The following is a 26,717-nucleotide window of genomic DNA, read 5'->3' as shown; positions in this document are numbered from 1 at the left end:
CTCCAGCCGCTGGAACCCAAGGGTTTTCCACAAAGGACGAGTCAAGAACGACTGTCGTACCGCAGACCCCCTGAACCCCGCCCCCGCTGCCCGCCTCTCCCTCTGCCTCGCCCTCCGCGCCTAAGCCCCCGGCGCGGCGGAGAAGGCGCCCGGGTGGATGTGATCGCGGGCCGACGTGTACTGCTGGCGCACCGCCGCACCCACCGCCGCCTCCTCGCCCGGCTCGAAGACCTGTACCTCCGCGCCCCGCCAGTCGGGCGGGCTGTGCGGGGACAGCGTGTTCTTCGACACCCCCAGCGCCCACGCGGCCTGCCGCGCCGCGCCCAGCGCCGCGTACTCGGCGGGCTCCGGCACGACGACCTGCGCCCCGAAGATCCCCGGCGCGGCCGCCTGTACGGCGGGCAGCCCGGCCGCCGCCCCCAGCAGGAACACCCGCCGCACCTCGACCCCGCGCCCCCGCACCACGTCCATCGCGTCGGCCAGCGAGCAGAGCATGCCCTCGAACGCGGCCCGCGCCAGATGCTCCGGCTTCATCGACTCGCGCCGCAGACCGGTCAACGTGCCCGCCGTGTGCGGCAGATGCGGCGTCTTCTCGCCCTCCAGATACGGCAGGAACACCAGACCGGACGCGCCCGGCGTGGACTTGAGCGCCAGCGCCGACAGTTCGTCCAGGTCCTCGGTCCCGAGCAGCTCCGCCGTGCCGCGCAGGGCCCGTACCGCGTTGAGCGTGTGGACGACCGGCAGATGCATCCCCGTGGCGTCGGCGAACGACGTGATCATCCCGGAGGGGTCCGCCAGCGCCTCGTGGTGCACGGTCATCACCGACCCGGAGGCGCCCAGCGACACGACCGCGTCCCCGATCCCGACGCCGAGCCCGAAAGCGGCGGCCATGGTCTCGCCCGTACCGGCGGAGATCAGCAGACCCTCGGGGGTGGTCCCGGCGGCCTCGGCCGGGCCGAGCACCTCCGGCAGCGCAGCCTGGTGGCCCAGCGCGAGCTCCATCAGATCCGGCCGGTACGCACCCGTGCGGGCCGACCAGAAGCCGGAACCGGACGCCGCGCCCCGGTCCGTCGTCCGCCGGGCGGGCCGGCCGAGCAACTGCCACACCAGCCAGTCGTGCGGCTGGAGGATCATCGCCGTACGCCGCGCCGCGTCCGGCTCGTTCCGCGCCAGCCAGCGCAGCTTCGCCAGGGGCTGACCGGACTGCGGCACCGACCCGACGGCCTCCGCCCAGGCCTGCCGCCCGCCCAGCGCGTCGATCAGATCGGCCGCGGCGACCTGCGCGCGCTTGTCGTTGCCGAGCAGCGCGGGGCGTACGAGATTGCCCGACTGATCCAGCGGCACGAGCCCGTGCTGCTGTGCGGAGACGCCGATGGCCTCCACGCCCTCCAGCACCCCGCCGCCCGCGGCCTCACCGAGCGACAGCAGCCAGGCCTGCGGATCGACCTCGGTGGCCTTGGCCTCGACGGGATGTACCGCGTATCCCTGCCGCAGTACGGCACCCGTGTCCGCGTCACACACGACGATGCGTGTGGAGCCCGAAGAACTGTCCAACCCGGCGACTATTCCCATGGCACGATTCTGCCGCACGCGCGAGGCGGCGGCGGTTCCCGGCACCGTCCGGTGCCGGGAACCGCCGCCGCCCGGCGGGTCACGTGTTGGTGGTTCCCCAGTCGTCCTCGCCGTTGCCGTTCCGCGAGCGCAGCGACCGGACCCGGTCGGCGACGGACCCGGGAACCTTGTCCCCGACCTTGTCGCTCACCGAGTGGTACGCCTTGCCCGCGTACTCACGGCCGGACAGTGCCGCCGTCTCGGCGGCGTTGCGCACGGCCGGGTTCTGCGAGATCCGGTTCGCGGACTTCTTGAGCTGCTCGTAGCGCTCGCGCCCGGCCCTGGTTCCCAGTACGTAACCGACAGCCAGTCCCGCGATGAACGTGAGGCGCCGCATGGCCTGCCACCCTTCGTTAGTTCGTTGGCATCGGACCTTGAGCCGTGACGTCCGCCTACCCACGAGGTCCGAGATCACCCAGTGTGACCCGGCGGGATACCGATTGGCGGAGCACCCCCCTGCTTGCGCTAATGTATGTGTCGCAGCGGACGTCCGCCGCCCGGGAGACCCGGGGTGGGTGCGTTCGGTGCATACGCAGCAATCCCCTGTAGCTCAATTGGCAGAGCAGCCGGCTGTTAACCGGCAGGTTACTGGTTCGAGTCCAGTCGGGGGAGCGCGATCTCCTGTAGCTCAATTGGCAGAGCGTTCGGCTGTTAACCGGAGGGTTGCTGGTTCGAGTCCAGCCGGGAGAGCAAGCACGGAAGAGGACCCCTCGGGGTCCTCTTTCTTTTGTTCGCCACCGGACACCTGTACGCCGCTGACGGTCCGTCGGGGCGTCGCCGCCCATCTTCCGGGTGATCTTCGGGCTTCTCCTGGAACCGGCCGACGCCCGAGGAAGTCCTCAAGGTCAGGCGTTGCCGACCATCCGAGGCAGGAGATCGTATGAGCGGCTATGCTGCGGCAGACGGCGCGCACAAATGTGCGCGACGCGCCGTTAGGGGCGGTAGCTCAGCCGGTTAGAGCAGCGGACTCATAATCCGTCGGCCGTGGGTTCGAGTCCCACCCGCCCCACGTGGGCAGGCGTTCGAGGAATCGTTCCGACCTGCGTCCGGGCGCCCCAAGTGGTCGAGACCACGATGGGGCGCTCCTCGGGCGGCAGACCGGTGTACCTGTCGGACGCTAACCGAATCGTTCCGTGCCGCGGCGTCACTTCGGCCGTGTGTGGGCCACCATCACCCGCATGGATCAGCGCGGCGGCGACGTGGCGCCGGTCCCGAGGGCTGAGTGAGCACGCTCCGCGCGTCGACGGGCCCGGGTTCCCGTCGGCGCCCGAGGGGTCGCGGACGGCGGACTTGTGTCCGTCCGGCCGCAGTTGGCCGTCAGGCGAAAGAGCCCCGAAGCGCCGGTTCTCGTACGAAGCCGTGACCCCACAGACCACCGGGCGGTGGTCTGTGGGGTCTTCACGCCGCCGAGACCGCTCCCGGGCGCGCCGCGACCAAGGAAGAACGTCTCGGGCTCAACTCGCCGTGCCCGATGAGCTCTCCGGTGGGTTGCGCTTGACCCGGGTGGGCCGGTTCGGGGTCTCCGCCCCGCTGTCCAGGAGTGCGTACCGCAGCGCACCCGAGGGGCAGCGGCGCACCACTTCGGCCACGCGCTCGGGCTCGGCGCCGTCGGGCCGGATCCACGGGCGCTCGCCCGTGTCGAAGACCTCCGGCAGGCCGTGGACGCATTCGGCGGCGTGCAAGCACCGCCCGGCCTCGAAGGTCACGGTGACCGCCCGGCCCTCGTACGTCTTCTTCCCGGTTCCGGTTCCGCTGCTCATGCCGGCCTCCCGTGCCCGGTCCGGCTGTTCAGTCGCTGACTCTGCTGCGGGACTGGTACAGCAGGTCCTGGTAGTCGGGGTGCCGGGCGATCCATCCCGCGTAGAACGGGCAGGTCGCCAGCACCCGCAGGTTCGCGGCGCGCGCCTCGTCGAGGGAGGCGCGGACCAGGGCCGCCCCGACTCCTCGGCCCTCGTACTCCGGCGAGACCTCGGTGTGTACGAACGCGACCAGTTCAGTCGTACGGATGTACTCCGCGACGCCCGCCACCTCTCCGTCGAGCCGGGCCTCGTACCGCTTGGCTCCGGGAACGTCACTCACTTCCACGGTCATGTGTCCTCCTTCGAATCCTGTGCGTGAGTCCCGCTCCACCGTAGCCCGACCAGGTTGACGCATCAACTTGTTCCTGTCGCGCCCTCGACCTGCCCTTTTGCGGTACGGCAACGGACCGGCTGGTGTCGTCAGGCCTCGTTCGCGGTGGGCGTGGCCAGGAGCTGAGTCTCCCAGGCGTAGGCCACACCGCTGGCGCCGCCGTGCTGCGCCAGGACCTCGACGATGCCCGGTACGGTCTTCTCGCGGGCCCAGTCGCGCTGCCACTCGGACATCACGGCAAGCCAGGTGATCGGGGTCACGCCCGCCTGGACCATGCGCCGCACGGCCATGTCGTGGGCCTCCTTCGAGGCCCCGCCCGACGCGTCGGTGACGACGAAGACGTCGAAGCCCTCGCCCGCCGCCTGTATCGCCGGCATGGCCACGCAGACCTCCGTCCAGAGGCCGGCGATGATCAGCTTCTTGCGTCCGGTCGCCTTGACGGCGTCGACGACGCGCTCGTCCTGCCAGGTGTTGACGAAGGTCCTGTTGATCGGCTTCTGCTCCGGGAACACGTCCTGCAGGCCCTGGAGAAGAAGGCCGCCGCGTTCCTCCAGGACGGTTGTCAGGATCGTCGGGACGTCGAACACCTTGGCGGCCTTGGCGAGTCCGACGACGTTGTTGACGATCATCGTCGGTTCGTGGCTGTTCAGGTTGGCGACCTGGAACGGCTGATGGTCGATCAGTACGAGAACGCTCTCCTCGGGCGTCAGCAGCGCGTCGAGTCCGGCCTTGTTCCGAGTGCTCATGGGATCCCCTCGCTGGAGCTTCGCGTCCACGGGCGTCAGGCGGCGCACCGAAATCTCGATGCCGACAGCGGCGAGCCGGCCAAGGGCCGACCGCCCGCCTACCCCGAACCATTTGGTTGACGCGTCATCTACGCTAAGTGCCGACCGTTGATGCGTCAACTATCGCCGGAGGGAGGGGGAGTGGATCCGGCGGGGCGAGGGGAGGTGTCGTGCTGCCGGAGATTGACGGACCGTCGGTGCTGCCCTACGGTGCCTGTTGATGAATCAACTAAGTCTGCGCTCTCGCGGGCCGGTGTGGGGCGGGCTTCAACTGCCCGTGAACTCGCCGGAACTCCGGTCGGTCAGTCGGACTGCTTCTTCATGTGCGCCAGGACGCGGTCCGAGATCCGGGCGAGCGTGTCGAGTTCTTCCTGGGTGAGGGCGTCGATGAACAGTCGGCGGACGTGCTCGACATGCAGCGGCGCGGCGTCCTCGATCGCCTTGTAGCCGGCCGGGGTGGCGACGATGAACGCCCCGCGTCCGTCGTCGGGGCATTCCTCCCTGGCCACCAGTCCGCGCGTCGTCATCCGCCGGACCTGATGGGACATGCGGCTCTTCTCCCACTCCACCAGCTTTGCCAGGTCCAGGAAGCGCATTCGCCCGCCGCCTCTCTCGGTGAGGCTCGCCAGCACGATGTAGTCGGAGGCGGACATGTGGGAGTCGGCCTGGATCAGGCGGGAGAGTCGTCCGATGAGCGTCTCCTGCATGCGGATGAAACTGTCCCAGGCGACCTTCTGCTCCGAGGTCAGCCAGCGCGGCGTCGCGTTCATCGATGGAGTGTAGCGAAGGCGTTGACAGCTCATCCGTCTCGCTGACGTGGCCGATTCCAGCCGGTGCCGGGAACCTTCGGGACATCTGGTTGACTGGTCAACCATATTGCTGCTTGTCTTGCCGCCGGGGTCCCTTCCCGTGCGGAGGGACGACGGCCCGGCGACCATCCCGAGGGGGAACGATGGAATCCCATGTGGCGGACAACCCCGCCCGATCGCGTTTCGAAGTCTTCGACGGCGGCGAACTCGCCGGCTTCACCGAGTACCACCGGTACGGGGACGAGATCGCCTTCATCCATACGGAAATCGATCCGCGGTTCGCGGGCCGGGGACTCGGCGGCGTACTCGCCCGCGCGGCCCTCGGCGCGGCCGGGGAGCAAGGGCTCGGGGTGCTTCCCTTCTGCCCTTTCATCCGTGGCTGGATCGGCAAGCACCCCGAATACGTCGACCTGGTGCCGCAGGGGCAGCGGGACCGGTTCGCGCTGTGAGGCGTGCCGTGTCGCGCCGGCCGGGCCCCGTCGCCGGAGCGGTACGGGGTGAACTGCCCATCGTGTCCGCGCCCGCGCGGCCGGGACGGGGCGACTGCGTACCGCGGCCCGCTCCGACAGAAGGGACACCGTCGTCATGAGTGACCTCGACCTCCAGCCCGGCCTCCGTGAGTGCGGAGGCCGGGCTGAAGTGCCAGGACGGCCCGTCAGGGAGTTGCTGAACCCCCGTGAGGCAAGCCTGGGCGCCACGGCCGTGCGCAGACTGCTGCCGAATCTGGGGCGGCGCATGGTCGGCGCCTGGTGCTTCGTCGACCACTACGGGCCCGACGACATCGCCGACGAGCCCGGCATGCAGGTACCGCCTCACCCGCACATGGGCCTGCAGACGGTGAGCTGGCTGCACGAGGGCGAGATCCTGCACCGCGACAGCGTCGGCAGCGTGCAGGTCCTGCGGCCTCGCCAGCTCGGTCTGATGACGTCGGGGCGGGCCATCGCGCACGCCGAGCAGAGCCCGGTGCCGCACCCCCGGCTGCTGCACGGCGCCCAGTTGTGGGTCGCGCTGCCCGACGCGCACCGGCACACCGCGCCCGCCTTCGAGCACCACGCCGACCTGCCGGTCGTCACGGGTCCGGGGCTGACGGCCACCGTCCTCCTCGGCGGACTGGACGGTGCCGTTTCGCCGGGCACGACGTACACGCCGCTGGTCGGCGCGGACCTCGCGCTCGCCGAAGGCGCGGACGTACGGCTGCCGGTGGAGCCGGACTTCGAATACGCCGTGCTGACGATGTCCGGAGCCACCGAGGTCGACGGTGTGCGCCTCGCCCCCGGCTCCATGCTCTATCTGGGATCCGGGCGCACCGGGCTGCCGCTGCGCGCCCTCACCGACTCGGGGCTGCTGCTGATCGGGGGAGAGCCGTTCGAGGAGAAGATCATCATGTGGTGGAACCTCATCGGGCGAACCCAGGAGGAGATCGCCGAGGGGCGTGCGGACTGGATGTCGGGTGACCGCTTCGGCACGGTCCACGGCTACGACGGCCCGCCGTTGCCCGCCCCCGCACTGCCGGCGACCCCGCTCAAGCCGCGCGGCCGTACCCGCTGACCGCGCCACGGCGGGGCGTCCGTTCCCGGCGGGTCCCGACGCGGGCGGCGGTGAATTCCCGTTCCGGCCCGCCCGGTCGGAGCCCTGCCCGGCGTCGGCGTTTTCTCCGTGGCACGCGCGGTGGCGACCTGCGAGCATCTGCGCATGCCCGTACTCACCGACGAACGCGGCCACCTCTCGTACACCGTCACCGGGGACGGCCCGCCCGTCGTCCTCGTGCACGCCGGCGTCGCCGACCACCGTATGTGGGACGCGGTCGTGCCCGGCCTCGCGGAGCGCCACACCGTCGTCCGATACGACCTGCGAGGCTTCGGCGACTCCCCGCCCCCGGCGGGCCCGTTCAGCGAGACCGACGATCTGCGGCTGCTGCTGGACCACCTCGGCCACGAGCGCGTCCGGCTCGTCGGCGCATCCTGGGGCGGCCGGGTGGCGGTGGAGTTCGCCCTCGCCCACCCGGAGCGGGTGTGTTCCCTGGCGCTGCTCGCCCCGCCGTCGCCGGAGTACGACTGGTCGGCGGAGATGGTCGCGTACGACGAGGCCGAGACGGCGGCCCTGGCGGCGGGCGACCTCGACGCCGCCGTCCGGGTGAACCTGGACATGTGGCTCCGCGGCCCGGCCCGCGAATGGGAGGACGTCGACCCGGCCCTGGCCGGGCGACTCCGCGCCTCCGTACGGACCGCGCTGATGAACCAGGACGTCGTCGACGAGCATTCCCGAGACGGTGCGGCAGGCGACATCGCCACGATCGCCGTCCCCACGCTGGTCGGCATCGGGGGGCTCGACAACGCCGACTTCCAGGACATCGCCCGCCGCTACGCCGCCGGGATTCCGGGGGCCACCCTGGTCGAGTTCCCCACGGCGGCCCACCTCGTCGCACTGGACGCGCCCGGTGAACTCACAGCGGCGCTCGTCCCGTTCCTCGCACGCTAGGGGGTGTCGGCGAAGTCCCGCCCGGCCCGCGGCGCCCGGTACGGCACCTCGCCGCGTTGTCGGACCCGGCCCGGCCGAGCGGCTTCGCCATCACCTGCTCCGTCGTCACGCCGTCGGACAGCAGGGCTCCTCGCTCGTCGGTGAGGACGAAGCCGTTACGGCGGTACAGCGCGACCGCCGGCTCGTTGCCGGGGATCACCGCGAGCTTCAGCGTCGTGGCGTCCGACTCCCGCGCCCAACTCTCGACCGTGGCGATCAGCCGGTCCGCGACGCCGAGACCCCGCGCGTCGGGACCGACCCACACCGACCTCAGCTCGCACACCCCGCCGTCCCCGGGCACGCCGCTCGCCATGCCGACGGTCCGCTCGTCCAGCGACGCGACGACGTTGTACGTGCCGGGAGTCTCCAGCCGCGCCCGCCAGAGCTCCTCCCCGCCCCGGTCCCAGTCCCCGAGGCGGGACTTGAACGCGTGCGGCGCCTCGGTCAGCGCCGCGAACCGTGCCTCGCGCCACAGAGGCCAGTCGCTTGTCGTCAGTACCCGCAGACACACCATGCCCACCAGTCTGCCGCGACGCCCCGGCCGGACCGTCCGCCGTCAACGCATTCACGGCCGATTCCCGTCGATGCGCACGCAGAAGCCAGGAAAATCCGGCCTTCAAGCCCGCAGATATGATTTCACGGACCGCCCGGCGGGAATCACCCCGCGGCAGTCGTCTGTGCGCGCCGTTCGAAGGGGGAGTTTCGATGGGCCGACTCAAGACGCCACCCGGGGGCCCTCCTTCCGTACGCACCGGATCCTTCGACCTGCGCGGTGAGCTGGGCCGGCCCGGCACGCTGACCGTCGACGACCTCCGGCGGGGATGGGAGCAGCACAGCGCCGACGTGGTCTTCCAGTGCGCGAGCAGCGGGCCACGGCACCACAGGTTCGAAGGGCCCCTGCTGCGTGAGGTCGTGGCCGACGCGCGGCCGGACTTCGACGTACGGCGCCGCAGGGACCGCTCCCGCTTCCTGCTGGCCGTCACCGGCGGGGACGGGCACCACACGGTGCTGTCCTGGGGCGAGATAGACCCCGACTTCGGTGCCGTGCCCGCGCTCCTCGCCACCACGCTCGACGGGACGCCGCTGGACCTGGCGGGCAGTCAGCTCGTCGTGCCGACCGACCGGTGCGGGGCGCGCTACATCAGCGCGATCACGAGCGTGTGGGTCGGCGCGAGCCTCGTCCCCGGCCCGGAACCGGCTCCCCTGTGAGCCGTCCGCCCCCACCGGGGCGCCGTCCTCGTGGATTCCTCCGAGACACCACGCATCTGCCATGGATGAAGATCTCAAACCTTGCAGATGCGAGGGTCGGCGGCCTATCTTTCCGCGCATGCAGTCCTACACAATCGGCCAGGCGGCACGCCTGCTGGGCGTCAGCACCGACACAGCCCGTCGCTGGGCCGACGCCGGCCGCGTCGCCACCCATCGCGACGAAGGCGGCCGACGCCTCATCGACGGCCGCGACCTCGCCGCGTTCTCGATCGAGGTCGGCCAGGGCAGCAGCGGTGAGGAGGACGCCTCGTACACCTCCGCCCGCAACGCCTTCCCGGGCATCGTCACCGCCGTCAAGCTCGGCGACGTGGCCGCCCAGGTCGAGATCCAGGCCGGCCCGCACCGGCTGGTCTCGCTCCTGACCAGGGAGGCCGTCGAGGAACTGGGCCTGGAGGTCGGCATGCGGGCCACCGCCCGCGTGAAGTCGACCAACGTGCACATCGACCGAGTCTGACCCGTAGCGCCTTCCTTCCAGTCTTCCGAGGAGTCCCGACCCTCATGCCCTTCACCCTCAGCAGCGCCGCACGCCGCGCCGCCGTCACCGCCTTCACCGCGGCCCTGCTCGTGCCACTGACCGCGTGCGGCGGCGGTGACAGCGGAGACGACAGCGACGCCGGAGCCAAGTCCACCGAGTCGGCCACCGGCGCCCCCAAGGCCGAACTGACCGTTCTCGCCGCCTCGTCGCTCACCGACGTCTTCGAGGCGGCGGGCGCCGCGTACGAGAAGGAGAACCCGGGCACGAAGGTGACGTTCTCCTTCGCCGGTTCCCAGGAACTCGCCGCGCAGGTCGAACAGGGCGCCCCCGCCGACGCGTTGGTCACCGCCGACACCAAGACCATGGACGGTCTGAAGGACGACACCGGGACGCCGACCGTCATCGCCAGGAACCGCCTCGTCATCGCCACCGGCGAGGGCAACCCGGAGAAGATCGAGAACCTCGAGGACCTCGCCGACACCAAGCTCAAGGTCGTCCTCGCGGCGCCCGAGGTCCCCGTCGGCCGCTACAGCGAACAGGTCCTCGACGCACAGAAGATCGACGTCAAGCCGGTCTCGCAGGAGCCGAACGTCCGCGCCGTCCTCAGCAAGGTCGAACTCGGCGAGGCCGACGCCGGGATCGTCTACAAGACGGACGCGGCCACCGCCACGGACAAGGTGGACGCGATCGAGATCCCCGACGCGCAGAACGCCGTCGCCCAGTACCCGGCCGCCACGCTCAAGACGTCCGAACACGCCGAAGCGGCAGCCGCGTTCGTCGCATGGCTCAGCAGCCCCGAGGCGCAGAAGCTGCTCCAGGACGCCGGCTTCCAGCAGCCGTAACCCCGCCGGACCGCACGCGAGTTGACGGACCGCCACCCTCCGCCGACCGTCAACTCGTGTGTGTCACGCGCCGTCTTCCCCCGGGCGGCGGACGCCAGGAATCGCAGGAGCCCGATGAGCCGCCTCAGCTTCCCCCGCCGGGCCCCGGGCCGTACCCGTACCCCCGTCGCGCTCGCCGTCCCCGCGCTCCTCGCCGTGGCGTTCCTGCTCCTGCCGCTCGCCGGGATCCTCGCCCGGACCTCCTGGGGCGAGGTCGGCACCCATCTGACCAGCCCCGGAGTCGTCGAGGCGCTGGAGCTGTCGCTCCTCGTCTCCTTCTGGGCCCTCGCGCTCTCCCTCGTCCTCGGGGTGCCGCTGGCCTGGCTGCTGGCGCGGGTGGACTTCCCCGGCAAGGCGTTCGTACGGTCCCTGGTCCTGCTGCCGATGGTGCTGCCGCCCACCGTCGGCGGCGTCGCGCTGCTCCTCGCCTTCGGGCGGCGCGGGCTGCTCGGCCCCTGGCTGGAGGACACGTTCGGCATCACACTGCCCTTCCACACCTCGGGCGCGGTCGTGGCGGCGACGTTCGTCGCGATGCCGTTCCTCGTCATCAGCCTCGAAGGCGCGCTCGGCGGACTGCGCCCCCGTTACGAGGAGACCGCCGCGTCCCTCGGCGCCTCGCCGGTACGGGTGTTCGCCACCGTCACCCTGCCGATGGTCGCCCCCGGGCTGCTCGCCGGGGCCGCGCTGACCTGGGCGCGGGCGCTCGGCGAGTTCGGCGCGACCATCACCTTCGCGGGCAATCTGCCCGGCACCACCCAGACGCTGCCGCTCCAGGTGTATCTGCTGCTCCAGAACTCGCCCGAGGCCGCCACATCCGTCTCGCTGCTGCTGCTCGTCATCGCCATGGCCGTGCTGATCGCGCTGCGCGGGCGCTGGACCGGTACGCCGCGGGACACCACGCGGGACCCGGACAGCCGCCGGAACCGGCCCACTTCACCGGACGACGACACCGAACCGGGACCGGGGCCGGGATCAGAGGCCGCACCGGTCCCGGTGAAGGAGACGGCGACCGTCGACGAGCGCTGGGCGCTGCACGCCGACGTCACCGGGTTCACCCGCCTCGTGCTCGACGCCGAACCCGGCACCACCATCGCCGTCGTCGGCCCCAACGGCGCCGGCAAGACCACTCTCCTGCGGGCTCTCCTCGGCCTGACCACCCGGGCCCACGCCGGGCTGCGCCTCGGCGCCCTCGACGTCACCGCGCTCCCGCCGCACCGCAGGGGCGTCGCCTGGGTGCCGCAGGACGGCGCGCTCTTCCCGCATCTGAGCGCCCTGAGCAACACCGCGTACGGGCTCCGCGCCCAGGGTGTCACCCGCGCCGAGGCCCGCAGGACCGCCCAACTGTGGCTCGACCGCCTCGACGTGGGCCACCTCGCACACCGCAGGCCCGCCCAGGTCTCCGGCGGGCAGGCCCAACGGGTCGCGCTGGCAAGGGCGCTGGCGACCAGCCCCCGGCTGCTGCTGCTCGACGAGCCGCTGGCCGCGCTCGACCAGACGACCCGCGCGCGGGTACGGCACACCCTGCGCACCCATCTCGAAGGATTCAGCGGTGTCTGTCTGATGGTCACTCACGACCCGGTGGAGGCCGTGTCGTTGGCGGACCGGGTCCTCGTCCTGGACGAGGGCCGGGTCGTCCAGGACGCACCGCCCGCCGATGTCACCCGCCACCCCCGCTCGCCGTGGGTGGCCCGGATGCTCGGCAGGAACGCGTGGCCCGGCACCGCGACCGCCGACGGCCTCGCGCTCACCGGCGGCGGTCTGCTGGTCGCCGCCGAACCGCTGTCTCCCGGCACCCCGGCGCTGGCGATCATCGCGCCGGAAGCCGTGTCCGTACACCGCGACCGGCCGAGCGGCAGTCCCCGTAACGTCTGGCCCGGCACCGTACGCGAGATCACCGCGAGCGGCAGCCGGCTGCGGGTACTGATCACCTCGGAGCGGGCCCCGGACCTGGTGGCCGAGATCACTCCGCGGGCGGCCGTCGAACTCGGACTGGCCGACGGGGTGCCGGTCTGGGCGAGCGTGAAGGCGACCGAGGCGACGGTGGTGGCCCTGTGAGGGGCGGAGCGCCGTACCGGCCTCCCGGCCCCGGATCAGCGCCACGTAATCTGCGGGCACGCCCGTCACTCCCAGGAGCACCATGCCCGCCGCCGCCCCGCCCCCGCGCATCCTCTACGTCACCGATTTCGCCTACGAGGCGAAGGGCCGCCGCTACTGCGACGAGGACATCCTGCTCTCCTCCCGGCTGCGGCGTGACTTCACCGTCGCCACCTGTCATCCCGCCGACGCGGCCCGGCTCATGGGTGACTTCGACGCCGTCGTCGTACGCAACAGCGGGCCCGTGCTGCACTACCGGGAGGTCTACGACGCCTTCCGCGAGCAGGCCGCGGCGGACGGCGTACGCGTCTACAACCCGCTCGGCGGGCGCGGCGACATGGCGGGCAAGCAGTATCTCGTGGAGCTGAGCGCCGAGGGGCTGCCCGTCATACCGACCGTCGACAGGACGGAGGACCTGGGCCGGCTGCCGGACGCGGACGAGTACGTCGTCAAGCCGAAGGACGGGGCGGACTCCATCGGCATGCGGTTCGTGCCGCGCGAGCGGCTGTCCGGCCTCGGAGACCTCCGGGACACTCTCGTACAGCCGCGCATCCCCTTCCGCTACGAGGTCTCGTTCTACTTCGTCGACCACGACTTCCAGTACGCGCTCCACGCGCCCGACCCGGACCGGCGGTGGGAGCTCGTACCGTACGAGGCCAAGGCCGTGGACCTGGACTTCGCGCGGAAGTTCATCGACTGGAACACCCTCGACCACGGCATCCAGCGCGTCGACGCGTGCCGCGCGCCGGACGGGGAACTGCTGCTCGTGGAGCTGGAGGACCTCAATCCGTTCCTGTCGCTGGGGCTGCTGGACGAGCCGACCCGCGACGCGTTCATCGCGCGGACGGTTCTCTCGCTGCGGGCGCTGCTGAGCTGAACCGACCCGGTGAACCGACCCGGTGACCGGGCCGGTGACCGGGCCGGTTCACCGGATCGTGAGCCACGGGACTACGCGCGCTCCAGGCGCCAGAGCGACGTGGTCTCCGCGGCGCGCGCCGCGTGCAGCGGGTCGGTGGCGTCGGCCGCCCGCGGATGTCGCGGCTTCGTACCGGTCCTGTCCACCACGCGCAGGCCCGCCGCCGCGATGTCCGACAGCAACTCGTGCCGGGTCCGCAGACCGAGGTGTTCGGCCAGGTCCGACAGGACGAGCCAGCCCTCACCGTCCGGTTCGAGATGGCTTGCGAGCCCCGCCAGGAAACCGCGGAGCATACCGCTGCCCGGGTCGTACACACCCTGCTCGACGGTGGAGGTCGGCCGCGCCGGAATCCACGGTGGGTTGCAGACGACCAGATCGGCGCGGCCCTCCGGGTACAGGCATGGGCCCACGACGTCGATCCGCCCGGCGAGGCCCAGCGCGCGGGCGTTGTCCTCGGCGCAGTCGAGGGCGCGGGGGCTGATGTCGGTGGCCACGACACGGTCGAATCCGCGCCGGGCCAGAACGGCCGCGAGTACGCCGGTGCCCGTTCCGAGATCGAAGGCCGTACGCCTGCCGCTCGCCGCCGGCGACGGGCCGTCCAGCGGCGCCCGCGCGACGAGGTCGACATACTCCCCTCTGACCGGCGAGAACACACCGTAGTGCGGATGCACGCGGGCTCCGAGCGCCGGCACCTCCACGCCTTTGGCGCGCCACTGCCGCGCGCCGATCACCCCCAGGAGTTCGGTGAGCGCGACCACGCGGACGCCGGACGCCGGACCGTACGCCTCCGCGCACGCCCGGCGGACATCGGGAGCCCTGCGCAGCGTGAGGGAGTGGTCGCCGTCGAGCGTCACGAGCAGCTTGCCCAGCACCCGGGCGCGACGGGCGCGTGCGCCGCGGTGCAGACGGAACGCCTCGGCCGGGTCCGCGACCGGCCGGGCCGGTTCGCGTTCGACGCGGCGGCTCATCGCCGACAGCAGGTGGCGCGCGTTGTGGAAGTCGCCCCTCCAGAGCAGGGCGGTGCCCTTGCGGGCCAGTCGGTAGGCGGTGTCGGCCTTCATCCGGTCGTCGGCGACGACGACGTGGGCCGGGGGAGGCGACCCGTTCTCGGAGTGCCAGTCGGCGGCGCCGTAGGTCCGTGCGGTGCGGTCGCCGTCGGTCCAGCGGATCGTGGGCATCACATACTCCTCGTGAGCGAACGTGCGGGGGCACGAAGAGCACTTCGACGAGGAGCACGGGAAACGGCCCGTACCGCGAACTACGCAGGTACGGGCGCGAATCGAGAGGCAGGTGTGGCCGTCTACCGCTCCCGCGTCGAAGCGCGGGGGGAGATGTCGCCGAGAACCATGCCGAGTGTCACGATCAGCCCTTTCGGAGAGATGGCACCGGAGAGTCGCACAGTCCCGTCCTGTCGGGCAAACCCTCCGCCCGGCGAACTCGGCTCGGCGCCGCGGCGCGTGACGGCGGAGTTCCGGTAACCCCGGCGAATTTGTTCAGTCACACAACACTGCCCGAAACGTGGGCAGTTGCCGGTCCCTCGCACGCCAAGATCGAGCAGGGGAACCGGCAGGCCAAGGCCGGTCTACGCGGGGCGAGTTGGCCCTCGCGCGCGCTCGCGGACCTGCGCCGGAACGGCCGACGGCAATTTTGACACGACCTTGACAAATTAATTCGGCGTTGCCAGCATGCAACTCGCCCGGACTGCGGACTTGGCTCCCGGTCGAACGCACGGCATCCCCCCGCGTACCGAATCGCGTCATCTCCGCACCACCCCGGCATCACCCCCCGCACCAGTCCCGCACCTCCCGCACAGCAGCAAAGCGCGACGGCGCGCGCCTTGCCTGACGCACCCCACCTCTGGTCAGGAAGGGAACTCCATGTCACGACGCCCACCAGCGTGGTCCAGAATCCTCGCGGCGCTCGCCCTCGTACTCTCCGCCGGGCTCACCGCCGCTCCCGCGGCCGTCGCGCACCCCGGTCACCCCGGGCACGAAGCCGCCGAGATCCCCGCATCGGACTACCAGCAGGTACAACTCGCCCTCGGTGGTTCCGAACTGGGCGAGGCCATGTCGCTGGCCGTCCTGCCCGACCGCTCGGTCGTGCACACCGCGAGGGACGGAACGGTCCGCCTCACGGACGCCGCCGGCAACACGAAGACGTCGGGCAAGCTCGACGTCTACACGCATGACGAGGAAGGTCTCCAAGGCGTCGCGGCGGACCCGGACTTCGAGACCAACCGGTATCTGTACCTGTACTACTCGCCCAAGCTGAACACGCCGGGCGGCGACGCCCCCGTGACGGGCGGCGCCGCCGACTTCGAGCCGTGGAAGGGGCATCTGAACCTCTCCCGGTTCACGCTCAGGACGGACGGCACCCTCGACACCGCGAGCGAGAAGGTCGTGCTCGAAGTCCCCAACGACCGCGGCCAGTGCTGCCACGTCGGCGGTGACATCGACTTCGACGCGCAGGGCAACCTCTACCTGACCACGGGCGACGACACGAACCCCTTCGAGTCGGCCGGTTACTCGCCGATCGACGAACGCACCGACCGCAACCCGCAGTTCGACGCCCAGCGCTCCTCGGGCAACACCAACGACCTGCGCGGCAAGGTCCTGCGGATCAAGCCGACCGCCGACGGCGGTTACACCGTCCCGTCCGGCAACCTCTTCGCCCCGGGTACGGAGCGGACGCGTCCCGAGATCTACGCGATGGGCTTCCGCAACCCGTTCCGGATGTCCGTCGACAAGGCCACCGGCATCGTCTACCTCGGCGACTACGGACCCGACTCCGGCTCCACCAGCGCGGACCGCGGCCCCAGCGGCCAGGTCGAGTTCAACCGCATCACCGAGGCCGGCAACTTCGGCTGGCCGTACTGCACCGGCTCCAACTCCGCCACGGAGACGTACGGCGAGTGGGCGTTCCCGAACGGCCCTTCCGCGGGCAAGTACGACTGCGCGGGCGGCGCCACCAACAACTCCCTCCACAACACTGGACAGAGCAAGCTCCCGCCGGCCGAGGCCGCCTGGATCCGCTACTCCGGTGACGCGGGCTCCCCGCCCGAGTTCGGCAGCGGCTCCGAATCGCCCATGGGCGGACCGGTCTACAACTACGACGCGGGTCTCGACTCCGCGGTGAAGTTCCCCGAATCCCTCGACGGCCGCTTCTTCGCCGGCGAGTACGGCCGCAAGTGGATCAAGGCCATCGAGGTCAAGGCCGACGGTTCCCCCGGCGTCATCGAGAACTTCCCGTGGACCGGCACCCAGGTGATGGACCAGGCGTTCGGCCCGGACGGCGCGCTGTACGTCCTCGACTACGGCACCGGCTCCAACAACCAGGCCCTGTACCGGGTCGAGTACCTGGCCGGCAGCAACCGCAGCCCGGTCGCCAGGGCCGCCGCCGACAAGACCTCCGGACCGACACCGCTCGCGGTCTCCTTCTCCTCCGAGGGAAGCGCCGACCCCGAGGGCGGAGCGCTCAGTTACGCCTGGGACTTCGGTGACGGTACGAAGTCCACCGACGCCGACCCGAGCCACACCTACACCGAGGCGGGCACCTACCGGCCGACCCTCACGGTCACCGACCCGGAGGGCCTGACCGGCTCCGCCAGCCTCGTGGTGACGGCCGGCAACACCGCGCCCACCGTCACGCTGACGACACCCACCGACGGAGAACTGTTCTCCTGGGGTGAGAGCGTCCCGTTCAGCGTGACCGTCAGCGACCCCGAGGACGGCACCGTCGACTGCGCCAAGGTCAAGGTGACATATCTGCTCGGCCACGACGAGCACCGGCACCAGATCACCTCGGAGAACGGCTGCACCGGCACCATCGACGTCCCCGTCGACGGTGAGCACGACACCGCCGCCAACATCTACGGGGTCTTCGACGCCGAGTACACCGACGAGGGCGGCCTGACCACGCACAGCGACAGCATCCTCCAGCCACGGCACCGGCAGGGCGAGCACTTCGGCGCCCAGTCCGGCATCGAGGTCGCTGCCCACGGCAACGCCGAGGGCGGTGCCACGGTCGGTTTCACCGACAACGGCGACTGGGTCTCCTTCAAGCCGTACGCGGTGGACAACGCGACCAGCCTCTCGGCGCGCGTCGCGTCCGGCGGCGCAGGCGGCACGCTCGAAGTACGGGCGGGTTCGGCGACCGGCACGCTGCTCGGCTCGGTGGCGGTCGCCCCGACCGGCGGCTGGGAGAACTTCGAGGACGTCACGACCGACATCACCAACGCCCCCGGCGGGACGACGGAGTTGTTCCTCGTCTTCAAGGGTCCGACGGGCCAGGGCAACCTGTTCGACCTGGACGCCTTCACCTTCTCCACGGGTGCGGCGGCCAAGTCCGGGAAGGGAGAGGGCCGATGAGACACTCCATCGCCCGGCGAATGCGGCACGTGTCCTGCGTACTGGCCGTCGCGCTCGGCGCCGCCTTCCTGGCGCCCACCGGCGCTTCCGCCGACGCCGCGGCCGACCCGTACGAGGTCCTCGTCTTCTCCAAGACGGCGGGCTTCCGGCACGACTCGATCCCGGTCGGCATCGAGACGATCCGGGACCTCGGCGCGGCCGGCGAGTTCACCGTCACGGCCACCGAGGACAGCGGTGCCTTCACCACGGCCAACCTCGCGGACTACGAGGCGGTCGTCTTCCTCAGCACCACCGGTGACGTGCTCGACGGCGCGCAGCAGACCGCGCTGAAGTCGTACGTCGACGGGGGCGGCGGCTACGTCGGCGTGCACGCGGCGGCCGACACCGAGTACGGATGGCCCGAGTACGAGGGTCTGGTCGGTGCCTGGTTCAAGAGCCACCCCGCGATCCAGCAGGCGACGATCGAGAACGAGGACCGGACCCACCCCGCCACCTCGCACCTGGACCCGACCTGGACCAGGACCGACGAGTGGTACAACTACCGCACCAATCCGCGCGAGAACGTGCGCGTCCTGCAGAGCCTGGACGAATCCACCTACAACGGTGGGGAGATGGGCGACGACCACCCGATCACCTGGTGCGACGAGCAGGCCGCGGGCCGGTCCTTCTACACCGGACTCGGCCACACCCGGGAGTCGTACGCCGATCCCGCCTTCCGACAGGTCCTGCTCGGCGGCATCCGGTACGCGGCCGGCGCGGTCGACGCCGACTGCTCACCCGGCGGCGGCGAGGACCCGGGTACGGAGCCCACGACCGTCGAGGGCGAGGCGTACACCTCGGGCTCGGGCGTCGAGCGCGCGAACCACGGCTCGGCGAGCGGGGGCCAGACCCTCGGCCACATCGAGAACGGTGACTGGGCCGGGTACTCCCAGGCCGGGACGGCCGGCGCCACGAAGTTCACCGCCGACGTCTCGTCGGCGGGCGCGGGCGGCACCGTCGAGATCCGCTCGGGATCGGCCAGCGGCACGCTCCTCGGGTCCGTCGACATCGAGCCGACCGGCGGCTGGGAGACCTTCACCGAGGTCTCCACGACGCTGACCGCCACCGGGACGGGCGCGCTGTTCCTGCGCTTCACCGGGGGAGCGGGCGCGCTGTTCGACATCGACCGCTTCACCCTGTCCCGCGCCGCCGAGGAGCCCAGGGCCGAGGGCTCGTCGAACGTGCACCTCTTCTACTACCCCTGGTACGGCAACCCCGAGATCAACGGCGGCTGGCGGCACTGGCAGCAGGGCGGCCAGAACCCGCCCGAGGACGTCGGCGCCGACCTCTACCCGAAGCTCGGCGCCTACGACTCCGGTGACTTCACCGGCGCGGTCGAACAGCACATGGAGTGGATCAAGCAGTCGGGCGCCAACGTCCTGGTCTACAGCTGGTGGGGCCGGGGCAGTTACGAGGACGGTCTGGTCGAGGGCGTGATGGACGCGGCCCAGCGCCACGGCATCAAGGTCGCCTGGCACCTGGAGCCGTACAGCGGCCGCAGCGGCGCGTCGACCGTGGACGACATCAACTACATCAACGACAACTACGGCGACCACCCGGCGTACTTCAGGGACGCGGAGCGAAACAACAGCAACGCGTTCTACGTCTTCCAGAGCCTCGACGTGGCCGACTGGTCGGCGCTGGACCAGGTGACCGGGAACAACATCGTCCTGGCCCAGACCACCGACACCTCGAAGATCGCGCACTTCAACGGCATCTACACCTACGACGGCATCGCCGGCGCCACCGCTCCCGGCTGGAAGAACGCCGGGGACTACGCGCGGGCCAACGATCTGGTCTGGGCGCCGTCGGTGGCGCCCGGCTACATCGACGACCGCGCCGTACCCGGCAACACCACGCCCACCCTGGGCAGGGACAACGGCGCCGCGTACGACAAGCAGTGGAACAACGCGCTCGACCCGTCCATCGGCGGATCGCCCACCTGGGTGTCCGTCACCTCCTTCAACGAATGGCACGAGGGAAGCTCGATCGAACCCGCGTCGAGCACCCCGCCGGCCGGTCACGGCTACCAGACCTTCTCGGGCGCGTACGGGAGGACCGGGGCCGACGCCGAGACGGCGTATCTCGACCGGACACGGCACTGGGTGAACCAGTTCGAGGCGGCGCGAGCGGCCAGGCTGCGGTGAGAGCGGCCCGTGCCGGGTGGCGGTCACCCCGGCCCGGGCGATGAGGCAGCGGGCCCGGTACGGCGATACCGCCGTACCGGGCCCTCTGTTGTGCCCCAGCCCCCAGCCCCCCTCGTGCCGCCTACCGCGCGGTCTCCCAGGTCACCGGCGTCTCCTCCTCGCCCTCCGCGCGCTCCCCGTCGTCCGAGACCACCAGCCGCACCCCGTCCCGGCCGTCCGGCAGCCGGGCCGTCGCGTCGACCTCCACATCGATCGACGTCACCCCCGCACGCCGGTGCGCGGCGGCCAGCGCGCCGCGCAGCGCGGCCAGCAGCCCGGTGTGCAGTGTCTCCTCCACGAGGGTGTCCACCGCCCCCGTGAAGTGCACGGACGGCTGGAATCCCAGCAGGGCCGCCGCGCCCGCCGTCTCGCGCAGCACCTTGCCGCGCAGACTCGTCGGCGCGTCGGCGGGCGGCTGCTGGAGGGCGAAGATCGTCGTCCGTACCTCCTGGATCGTGGAGTCCAGCTCGTCCACGGCATGGCCGAGCAGATCGGACAGCTCCCCCTCGCCCGCGCGCCGCCGGGTCGACTCCAGCATCATCTCGGTGGCGAACAGCCGCTGTACGACCAGGTCGTGCAGGTCACGGGCGATCCGGTCGCGGTCCTCGAAGACCGCCAGCCGCTCCCGGTTGTGCTGGGCGTCCGCCAGGACCAGCGCGAGCGCGGCCTGGGAGGCGAACTGCGTGGCCAGCAGCCGGTCCACGGCGGTGTACGGGCGTCCGCCGCGCTTGCGCGGGAGGGCGAGCGTGCCGATCAGCCGGCCGCCGCTCTGGAGCGGCAGCATCATGCTGGGCCCGAAGCGGCTGCGGACATGGGTGGTCATCCGGGGGTCGGTCGCCGAGTCGTCGATGTACACCGGTTCGCCGCTGAGGAGTTGGTCGAGTACGGGGGAGCCGGGCGCGATGTTCGTACCGACGATGTCGCCGGGGTCGTCCAGTGCCGAGGCGGCGACGATCTCCATACCGCCCTCGTCGGTGGGCAGGAGCACCACCCCGGCGGCGGCTCCGGCCAGGATCCGCGCCGACTTCGCCAGCGTGTTCAGCGCGTCCTCCGCGGTCTCCCCGCTGAGCAGCGCGGTCGTGACGGCGGCGGCGCCCTCGATCCACCGCTCGCGCTGGCGGGCGGTCCCGTACAGGCGCGCGTTGCCGATGGCGATCCCGGCCTGTGAGGCGAGTACCCGCAGCAGGGCCAGGTCCTCCTCGGTGAAGGGGCCGTGCCGCTTGCGGGCGAGACAGAGGTGGCCGAGTACGTCGTTGTGGACCCGGACGGGGACGCCGAGGCTCAGGGAGCTGCCCGGGTGGCCGAGCAGACCGGTGTGTCCGGTGGGAAGCCGGGTGATGCGGCGGCGCTCGTCGTCGCTGAGGCCGACGGAGAAGAGTTCGGCGATACGGCTCCGGCCGCGGTCGGGACCCCGGCCGTGGGCGGGGCCGGCGAGCGCGAGTGCGCCGTAGCGGGCTTCGGTGAGGTCGGCGGCGCTGTCGACGACGTGCTGGAGGGTGGCGGCCAGCTCACCCTCGGTCCCGACGTTGAGGACGGCATCGAGCAGCATGGGCAGCCGGGGGGTCTTCTTTGCCGGGCGCCCGTGGCCGGGCGCGTCCGGGCCGCCGTCCCGGTCGTCGGCGTCCTCGCCGTCCCGGCCGTCCTCGCCGTCGTTCTCGTCCTCTTCCTCGTCCTCTTCCGCGTCCTCGCCGTCGTGTCCGTGCTCGCTCTCGCCCGGCCCTCCGCCGCCGCCCGCCGTCATGTCACGTCACTCGGCGTGCGCCAGCGGATTGAGCACCAGGGGCTGGATCTTCCCGTCCAGCATCGCCCCGAGCCCGAGGATCGCGCAGACGTCGGGCCGCTCGGCGATGTGCACCGGCATGCCCGTCGCGTCACGCAGCATCTGGTCGAGACCGGGCAGCAGCGCGCTGCCGCCGACCATCATGATCCCGGTGTCGGCGAGATCGGCGACCAGGTCCGGCGGGCAGTCGCGCAGCACCTTGCCGATGCCGTCGAGCACGGCGGTCAGCGGGGTGTGGATGGCCTGCCGTACGGCGGCGGTGTCCACGACGACCGACCGGGCGAGCCCCGTCGCCACGTCACGGCCGTGGATCTCCGTCGAGGTGGGGCCGTCGGGGGTGATGCCGTTGCCGCGCAGCGCGAGCTGGAGCGGCCGGACGGACTGGCTCGGCAGCATCAACTCGTGCTGGTGGCGCAGGTGCTGGATGACCGCGTGGTCGATCGCGTTGCCGCCGACCGGGACCCGCTGGGCCGTCACGATCGACCCCAGCGACAACACGGCGACCTGGGTGGTCGCCGCCCCGCACACCATGATCATGGTGGCGGTCGGCTCCTCCACGGGCAGCCCGCAGCCGACGGCCGCGGCGATGAGCGTGTCGACCAGCTCGACCCGGCGGGCCCCGAGACCCACCAGCGTCTCGATCGCCGCGCGCTGGGCCAGCGGGTCGCTGTCGTGGGGGGTGCACGCCGCCGCCCGCAGCCGGGGCTTCCTGCGGAGCTGGCGGCGCAGCTTCTCGCCGAGGAGATGGCGCAGCATCCGCTGGGCCATGTCGATGTCCACGACGGTGCCGCCGGTCACGGGGCGGGTGACGCGGATGTAGTCCGGCGTACGGCCCGTCATCTGTTCGGCCAGGGCGCCGACGGCGATGAGCGCGCCGCTGCGGGTGTTGACCGCGGCGACGCTCGGCTCGTCCACGACGAGCCCGGCTCCCTTCACAAAGACCCGGGTCCTGGCGGCCCCGAGATCGACGGCGACATGGCAACGGCGCAACTGCTCAAGGCTGACGGTCACGGCGGGTTCTTCTCCCGGGAGCGCTGAGGTGTATCACCGGCGGGCGGCCGGTCCTCTTCGCATCGTGGGCGCGGCAGGGGCTCCGCGCGCGCTGGGATGCGCCGGTCGGGGTACGGCGCCGACACCGCGCCGGGCTCCGCCCTGACGCCGCGCCAGGTGCGTGCCGCCCGCCCACCGCCCGGTCTCAGGGCCTCGGCGACCAGCGCTGGAGCAGGCCCCAGGTGAACTCCGCGACGCACGGTCCCGTCCCCGGCACGTCGAACGCGAGACCCCAGCGGGTCGGCGCCGTCCCCTCCATCGGGCTGGCCGGCGCGAACGCGCGGGCGACCTCGTCGACCGTGCAGGACCAGGGGCGCAGATCGCCGGCCGAACGCAGCTCGGGGCCCCGCTCGCCGGGCGCGCGCACCAGCCACTCGTTCCACACACCGCCGCCCGGCGCGGCCGTCACCTCGAAGCGCAGCGAGGGCCAGAGCGGTACGGGCCACAGCAGCACCTCGCACGCCAGATCGCCGACCTGCCGGGGGAACGTCGCCTCCGGCGCGCCCAGCACCGAGCGGTAGCGCGACAGCGCGCCCCGGGCGCGGGGGGAGCGGACCATGGCCTGCCAGCGCCGGTTGGCCTCCCTCATCTCGCCCAGCGAGGCGCCCAGTTCACGCCGGGCGTCCTCGACCAGACCGGGCTGGTGGTCGGCCATCCGGCGCAGCAGTACGAGCTGGAAGTCGCGTGGTCCGAAAGGCCGGGAGGTTCCACCGGCTCCGGCCGATGTCGTGGCATTCATAGCGACATCGTGCCCCTTCGGGGCAGGCCGGGCGGCGGATTGGTGGAAGGGCCGATTCCACACAGGATCTTCACTTCGCGGGTGCCCGCACCGGCGCCGGTCGGATTATCTTCAGGGCGCCATGGACTACTGCCATCACTGTCGGCGGCACCTCAACGGCGCCCTGGCGTGCGCGGGGTGCGGTACGCCCGCCGAGGAGCTACGGCTCCACGACCCCGTTCCGTACGAGGCGGAGGTGGTCCTCGCCACGCGTGAACACGGTCAGGAGTCCGCCCCGGGCCCGCGCCGTCAGCGCGGCTCCCGCAAGCGGAAGGTGACCCGGCGCGAGCGCCGCGAGATGCGCGCCGAGCGCGGTGCCCACCGGCGCAAGGGCCGAGTCGTCCTGCTCACTGTGATGGGTCTCGTCCTGGCGGTCGGCGCGCTGAGCCTGGCCGAGCTGGCGCTGGAGTCCGGCGGCGACGGTGACGCCACCTCCGTACAGGAGGACAGGGCCATCGAGCTCGACGGGGGGCCACCCCCGTCGGACCCGAAGGAACCCAAGGATCCCGGTCCGGTGGTAGGCACTCCCTCCGGCTCCACGGGCTCGGCCCGACCCGGCGGAAACGGTTCGCCGGACCCCTCGGCGACAGGCACGGGCAAGGGATCCGGGCCGGCGGACGAGGGGTCCCCGGCGCCGTCGGACTCGGCCGGGGCGAGCGACGGGCCGAATCCCAGTGATTCGCCCGGTCCCACGGACTCCACCAGCCCGACGGGTGGTCCGAGCACCCCGGGGCAGCCGAATCAGCCGCCGCCTCCGGCGCCCGACCCCACCCCGACCCCGACGCCGACGGAAGACGACGACTGCGTCCTGATTGTCTTCTGCTTCTGAGGCCGGGCGCGGCGCTCAGTCGCCGGCGTCGTCCCCCAGCATCCGCCGCAGCAGATCCCGCAGCACCGTCCGTTCGTCCACGGACAGGTCCGCGAGCGGTTCACGCGCGAAGTTCAGCCCGTCCCGGAGCTGCCGCGCGGTCTCGCGCCCCTTCTCGGTGGGCGCCGCGAGCTTCACCCGCCGGTCCGAGGGGTCCGGGCGGCGCTCCACCAGACCGCGTGACTCCAGCCGGTCCACGATCCCCGTGACATTCGACGGCTCGCACTTCAGCTTCCGCGCGATCCGGCGCATGGGCATGGGCTGGATGGACAGCAGCCCCAGCACGCGTGCCTGCGCACCGGTGAGCGAGTGCTCAGCGGCGGCGTGGTCGTACTCCTCGTAGTAGCGGGCCACGACCGTGCCGATGAGTCCGACGACTTCGAGGGTCAAGGGGTCCGAGTGCTCAGTGGCCATGGGTGCCAGGATACCCCTTTACTTGACAACATGAAATATCTAGGGGCATGGTTGTTTCAGGTAGTGAAGCTTTCTTCCGTGGAACCTGAGCACCTCAGCCCCTGACCACCCCCGTACCCGAGCACCCGCAACCCGAGGAGACATCGCACCCATGACCGCTCTTCCCGCGTCCGGCCGCGAATGGCATCTCGTGGCCCGCCCGCACGGCTGGCCGAAGGCCGAGGACGTCGCCCTGCGCGAGGTCCCGGTGACCGAGCCGGGCGAAGGCAGGATCCTCGTCCGCAACAAGCACTTCTCGGTCGACCCGTACATGCGCGGCCGGATGAACGACGTGAAGTCGTACACGCCGCCGTTCAAGCTCGACCACCCCATGGACGGCGGGGCCGTCGGCGAGGTCGTCGCCTCGAACGCGGACGGGTTCGCGGTCGGTGACCATGTGCTGCACGGGCTCGGCTGGCGGGAGTACGCGCACGTGCCCGCCCGGTACGCGGTCAAGGTCGACGCCTCGCTCGCACCGCTCAGCGCCTACCTCGGCGTCCTCGGCATGCCGGGCCTCACCGCCTACGCCGGACTCTTCGAGGTCGCCTCCTTCAAGGAGGGCGACGCCGTGTTCGTCTCCGGCGCCGCGGGCGCCGTCGGCAGCCAGGTCGGCCAACTCGCCCGGATCAAGGGCGCGTCCAGGGTCATCGGCTCGGCCGGATCCGACGACAAGGTCAAACTCCTCGTGGAGGAGTACGGCTTCGACGCCGCCTTCAACTACAAGACCGGCGGATCGGTCAAGGAACAGCTCAAGAAGGCCGCGCCGGACGGCATCGACGTCTACTTCGACAACGTCGGCGGCGAGCACCTGGAAGCCGCGATCTCCTCGTTCAACCTGCACGGCCGCGCCACCATCTGCGGAATGATCTCGCAGTACAACAGCACCGAGGCCGCCCCCGCCCCGCGCAACCTCGCCCAGGTCATCGGCAAGCGGCTGCGCCTGCACGGCATGCTCGTCGGCGATCACCAGGCCCTCCAGCCGCGGTTCGTCAAGGACGTGGCCGGCTGGCTGGCCTCCGGCGAGCTGAAGTACCGGGAGACCTCGGTGGAAGGCATCGGCAGCGGCTTCGACGCCTTCCTCGGTCTGCTGCGCGGCGAGAACACCGGAAAGATGATCGTCACCCTCAACTGACGCCCACCCGTTAGGCTCGTGCGAGGCCGTCGTGGTCCGTGGGCGCGAGCCGCGGCGTACAAGAAGAAGGACACCCCCGAATGACCATCCAGAAGATCGACACCCTCTACACCGCTGTCGCCACCGCGGAGAACGGCCGTGACGGCCGCGTCTCCACGGACGACGGCCAGCTCGACGTCGTCGTCAACCCGCCCAAGTCGATGGGTGGCAGCGGCGCCGGTACGAACCCCGAGCAGCTCTTCGCCGCCGGTTACAGCGCCTGCTTCCAGGGCGCGCTCGGCGTCGTCGCCCGCAAGGAGAAGGCGGACATATCCGGTTCGACCGTGACCGCCAGGGTCAGCATCGGCAAGTCCGAGGCCGGCGGCTTCGGACTCGAGGTCGAGCTGGAGGCGTCCATCCCGAACGTGGACGCCGCCACCGCGAAGGACCTGCTGGAGAAGGCGCACCAGGTGTGCCCGTACTCCAACGCCACGCGCGGCAACATCAAGGTCGAGCTGTCCGTCGTCTGAGCGACTGACTCACTGACCGTCTGACCGGTAACGCCGGGCAGCACGGACGCCCCGTACGTACGGAAGGC

The 26,717-nt window shown here is 71.4% G+C and carries 24 protein-coding genes, 3 tRNA genes and 1 pseudogene; 16 read left to right on the top strand and 12 right to left on the bottom strand.

All coding sequences use genetic code 11. The annotated features are described in order from the left end of the window. Positions 1-120: 120 nt before the first annotated feature. Entirely contained in the window at positions 121-1,572 is a 1,452-nt protein-coding gene (locus GXP76_RS14040) for an FGGY family carbohydrate kinase (protein ID WP_242571848.1), read from the bottom strand. Between the two features lie 79 nt (positions 1,573-1,651). Next, on the bottom strand, positions 1,652-1,948 hold the full coding sequence (locus GXP76_RS14035; RefSeq protein WP_242571847.1) for a YtxH domain-containing protein: 297 nt from the start codon (positions 1,946-1,948) through the stop codon (positions 1,652-1,654). A 202-nt stretch (positions 1,949-2,150) separates the two neighbouring features. Between GXP76_RS14035 and GXP76_RS14030 the strand changes: the two genes are divergently transcribed. The 3 genes from GXP76_RS14030 (at position 2,151) to GXP76_RS14020 (ending at position 2,620) form a co-directional block, all read left to right on the top strand. After that, positions 2,151-2,223: transfer RNA gene (locus GXP76_RS14030), tRNA-Asn, on the top strand. Between the two features lie 5 nt (positions 2,224-2,228). Then, positions 2,229-2,301: transfer RNA gene (locus GXP76_RS14025), tRNA-Asn, on the top strand. 245 nt (positions 2,302-2,546) lie between these two features. Continuing rightward, positions 2,547-2,620, top strand: a tRNA-Ile gene (locus GXP76_RS14020). Between the two features lie 445 nt (positions 2,621-3,065). Here the strand turns inward: GXP76_RS14020 and GXP76_RS14015 are convergent. From GXP76_RS14015 to GXP76_RS14000, 4 genes are all read right to left on the bottom strand, one after another. Beyond that, the gene (locus GXP76_RS14015) at positions 3,066-3,371 is read right to left on the bottom strand and encodes a (4Fe-4S)-binding protein (RefSeq protein ID WP_242571846.1); all 306 of its coding nucleotides are present in this window, start codon (positions 3,369-3,371) and stop codon (positions 3,066-3,068) included. Positions 3,372-3,399: 28 nt separating this feature from the next. Then, complete coding sequence (locus tag GXP76_RS14010; RefSeq protein ID WP_242571845.1) at positions 3,400-3,702, bottom strand: GNAT family N-acetyltransferase; 303 nt, start codon at positions 3,700-3,702, stop codon at positions 3,400-3,402. Between the two features lie 128 nt (positions 3,703-3,830). After that, complete coding sequence (locus GXP76_RS14005; RefSeq protein ID WP_242571844.1) at positions 3,831-4,487, bottom strand: hydrolase; 657 nt, start codon at positions 4,485-4,487, stop codon at positions 3,831-3,833. A 341-nt stretch (positions 4,488-4,828) separates the two neighbouring features. Beyond that, positions 4,829-5,296, bottom strand: a complete 468-nt coding sequence (locus GXP76_RS14000; protein WP_242571843.1) for a MarR family winged helix-turn-helix transcriptional regulator — start codon at positions 5,294-5,296, stop codon at positions 4,829-4,831. A 182-nt stretch (positions 5,297-5,478) separates the two neighbouring features. Between GXP76_RS14000 and GXP76_RS13995 the strand changes: the two genes are divergently transcribed. The 3 genes from GXP76_RS13995 to GXP76_RS13985 all read left to right on the top strand — a co-directional run bounded on the left by GXP76_RS13995 (position 5,479) and on the right by GXP76_RS13985 (position 7,813). Further along, a complete protein-coding gene (locus GXP76_RS13995) occupies positions 5,479-5,784 on the top strand; it encodes a GNAT family N-acetyltransferase (RefSeq protein ID WP_242571842.1) in 306 nt (101 codons plus the stop codon). A 136-nt stretch (positions 5,785-5,920) separates the two neighbouring features. Beyond that, entirely contained in the window at positions 5,921-6,883 is a 963-nt protein-coding gene (locus GXP76_RS13990; RefSeq protein WP_242571841.1) for a pirin family protein, read from the top strand. A gap of 144 nt (positions 6,884-7,027) precedes the next feature. After that, positions 7,028-7,813: an alpha/beta fold hydrolase gene (locus GXP76_RS13985; protein ID WP_242571840.1), complete on the top strand. Its 786-nt coding sequence runs from the start codon at positions 7,028-7,030 to the stop codon at positions 7,811-7,813. A gap of 73 nt (positions 7,814-7,886) precedes the next feature. On the opposite strand, the pseudogene GXP76_RS13980 reads toward GXP76_RS13985, so the two are convergent. After that, positions 7,887-8,366: pseudogene (locus tag GXP76_RS13980) on the bottom strand (GNAT family N-acetyltransferase); the annotation flags it as partial. A gap of 191 nt (positions 8,367-8,557) precedes the next feature. Between GXP76_RS13980 and GXP76_RS13975 the strand changes: the two are divergent. The 5 genes from GXP76_RS13975 (at position 8,558) to GXP76_RS13955 (ending at position 13,448) form a co-directional block, all read left to right on the top strand. Next, positions 8,558-9,061, top strand: a complete 504-nt coding sequence (locus GXP76_RS13975) for a molybdopterin-dependent oxidoreductase (protein WP_242571839.1) — start codon at positions 8,558-8,560, stop codon at positions 9,059-9,061. 118 nt (positions 9,062-9,179) lie between these two features. Further along, positions 9,180-9,575: a molybdopterin-binding protein gene (locus GXP76_RS13970; protein WP_242571838.1), complete on the top strand. Its 396-nt coding sequence runs from the start codon at positions 9,180-9,182 to the stop codon at positions 9,573-9,575. Positions 9,576-9,619: 44 nt separating this feature from the next. Next, on the top strand, positions 9,620-10,438 hold the full coding sequence (gene modA, locus GXP76_RS13965; RefSeq protein ID WP_242571837.1) for a molybdate ABC transporter substrate-binding protein: 819 nt from the start codon (positions 9,620-9,622) through the stop codon (positions 10,436-10,438). 114 nt (positions 10,439-10,552) lie between these two features. Continuing rightward, a complete protein-coding gene (locus tag GXP76_RS13960; RefSeq protein ID WP_242571836.1) occupies positions 10,553-12,532 on the top strand; it encodes an ABC transporter permease in 1,980 nt (659 codons plus the stop codon). 82 nt (positions 12,533-12,614) lie between these two features. Further along, positions 12,615-13,448 carry a hypothetical protein gene (locus GXP76_RS13955; RefSeq protein WP_242571835.1) on the top strand — a complete coding sequence of 278 codons (834 nt, stop codon included), beginning with the start codon at positions 12,615-12,617 and terminating at the stop codon, positions 13,446-13,448. Positions 13,449-13,519: 71 nt separating this feature from the next. On the opposite strand, the gene GXP76_RS13950 is transcribed toward GXP76_RS13955, so the two are convergent. After that, positions 13,520-14,665: a class I SAM-dependent methyltransferase gene (locus GXP76_RS13950; RefSeq protein ID WP_242571834.1), complete on the bottom strand. Its 1,146-nt coding sequence runs from the start codon at positions 14,663-14,665 to the stop codon at positions 13,520-13,522. A gap of 699 nt (positions 14,666-15,364) precedes the next feature. On the opposite strand from GXP76_RS13950, the gene GXP76_RS13945 reads away from it, so the two are divergent. Further along, a complete protein-coding gene (locus GXP76_RS13945) occupies positions 15,365-17,854 on the top strand; it encodes a PQQ-dependent sugar dehydrogenase (protein ID WP_242571833.1) in 2,490 nt (829 codons plus the stop codon). After that, on the top strand, positions 17,851-20,040 hold the full coding sequence (locus GXP76_RS13940) for a ThuA domain-containing protein (RefSeq protein ID WP_242571832.1): 2,190 nt from the start codon (positions 17,851-17,853) through the stop codon (positions 20,038-20,040). Before GXP76_RS13945 ends, GXP76_RS13940 begins: the two co-directional genes overlap by 4 nt. 121 nt (positions 20,041-20,161) lie before the next feature. On the opposite strand, the gene GXP76_RS13935 is transcribed toward GXP76_RS13940, so the two are convergent. From GXP76_RS13935 to GXP76_RS13925, 3 genes are all read right to left on the bottom strand, one after another. After that, positions 20,162-21,628: a GAF domain-containing protein gene (locus GXP76_RS13935; RefSeq protein WP_242571855.1), complete on the bottom strand. Its 1,467-nt coding sequence runs from the start codon at positions 21,626-21,628 to the stop codon at positions 20,162-20,164. 198 nt (positions 21,629-21,826) lie between these two features. Next, positions 21,827-22,870: a rod shape-determining protein gene (locus GXP76_RS13930; RefSeq protein ID WP_242571831.1), complete on the bottom strand. Its 1,044-nt coding sequence runs from the start codon at positions 22,868-22,870 to the stop codon at positions 21,827-21,829. A gap of 184 nt (positions 22,871-23,054) precedes the next feature. Continuing rightward, on the bottom strand, positions 23,055-23,648 hold the full coding sequence (locus GXP76_RS13925; RefSeq protein WP_242571830.1) for a hypothetical protein: 594 nt from the start codon (positions 23,646-23,648) through the stop codon (positions 23,055-23,057). Between the two features lie 121 nt (positions 23,649-23,769). Between GXP76_RS13925 and GXP76_RS13920 the strand changes: the two genes are divergently transcribed. Further along, a complete protein-coding gene (locus tag GXP76_RS13920) occupies positions 23,770-24,516 on the top strand; it encodes a hypothetical protein (RefSeq protein WP_242571829.1) in 747 nt (248 codons plus the stop codon). A gap of 15 nt (positions 24,517-24,531) precedes the next feature. Here GXP76_RS13920 and GXP76_RS13915 read toward each other — a convergent pair whose 3' ends face one another. Continuing rightward, positions 24,532-24,969, bottom strand: coding sequence for a MarR family winged helix-turn-helix transcriptional regulator (locus GXP76_RS13915; RefSeq protein WP_242571828.1), 438 nt, complete (start codon positions 24,967-24,969; stop codon positions 24,532-24,534). A gap of 151 nt (positions 24,970-25,120) precedes the next feature. Here GXP76_RS13915 and GXP76_RS13910 point away from each other — a divergent pair, with 151 nt between their 5' ends. Both GXP76_RS13910 and GXP76_RS13905 read left to right on the top strand, forming a co-directional pair. Continuing rightward, positions 25,121-26,140 (top strand): NADP-dependent oxidoreductase, encoded by a 1,020-nt coding sequence (locus GXP76_RS13910; RefSeq protein WP_242571827.1) that lies wholly within the window; start codon positions 25,121-25,123, stop codon positions 26,138-26,140. 80 nt (positions 26,141-26,220) lie between these two features. Continuing rightward, complete coding sequence (locus GXP76_RS13905) at positions 26,221-26,649, top strand: organic hydroperoxide resistance protein (RefSeq protein ID WP_147872929.1); 429 nt, start codon at positions 26,221-26,223, stop codon at positions 26,647-26,649. Positions 26,650-26,717: the final 68 nt, after the last annotated feature.

The sequence above is a fragment of the Streptomyces sp. NP-1717 genome, from assembly GCF_022695985.1.
In the GTDB taxonomy this organism is placed as follows: Bacteria; Actinomycetota; Actinomycetes; order Streptomycetales; family Streptomycetaceae; genus Streptomyces.
This window is presented reverse-complemented; position numbering and strand designations above follow the sequence as displayed.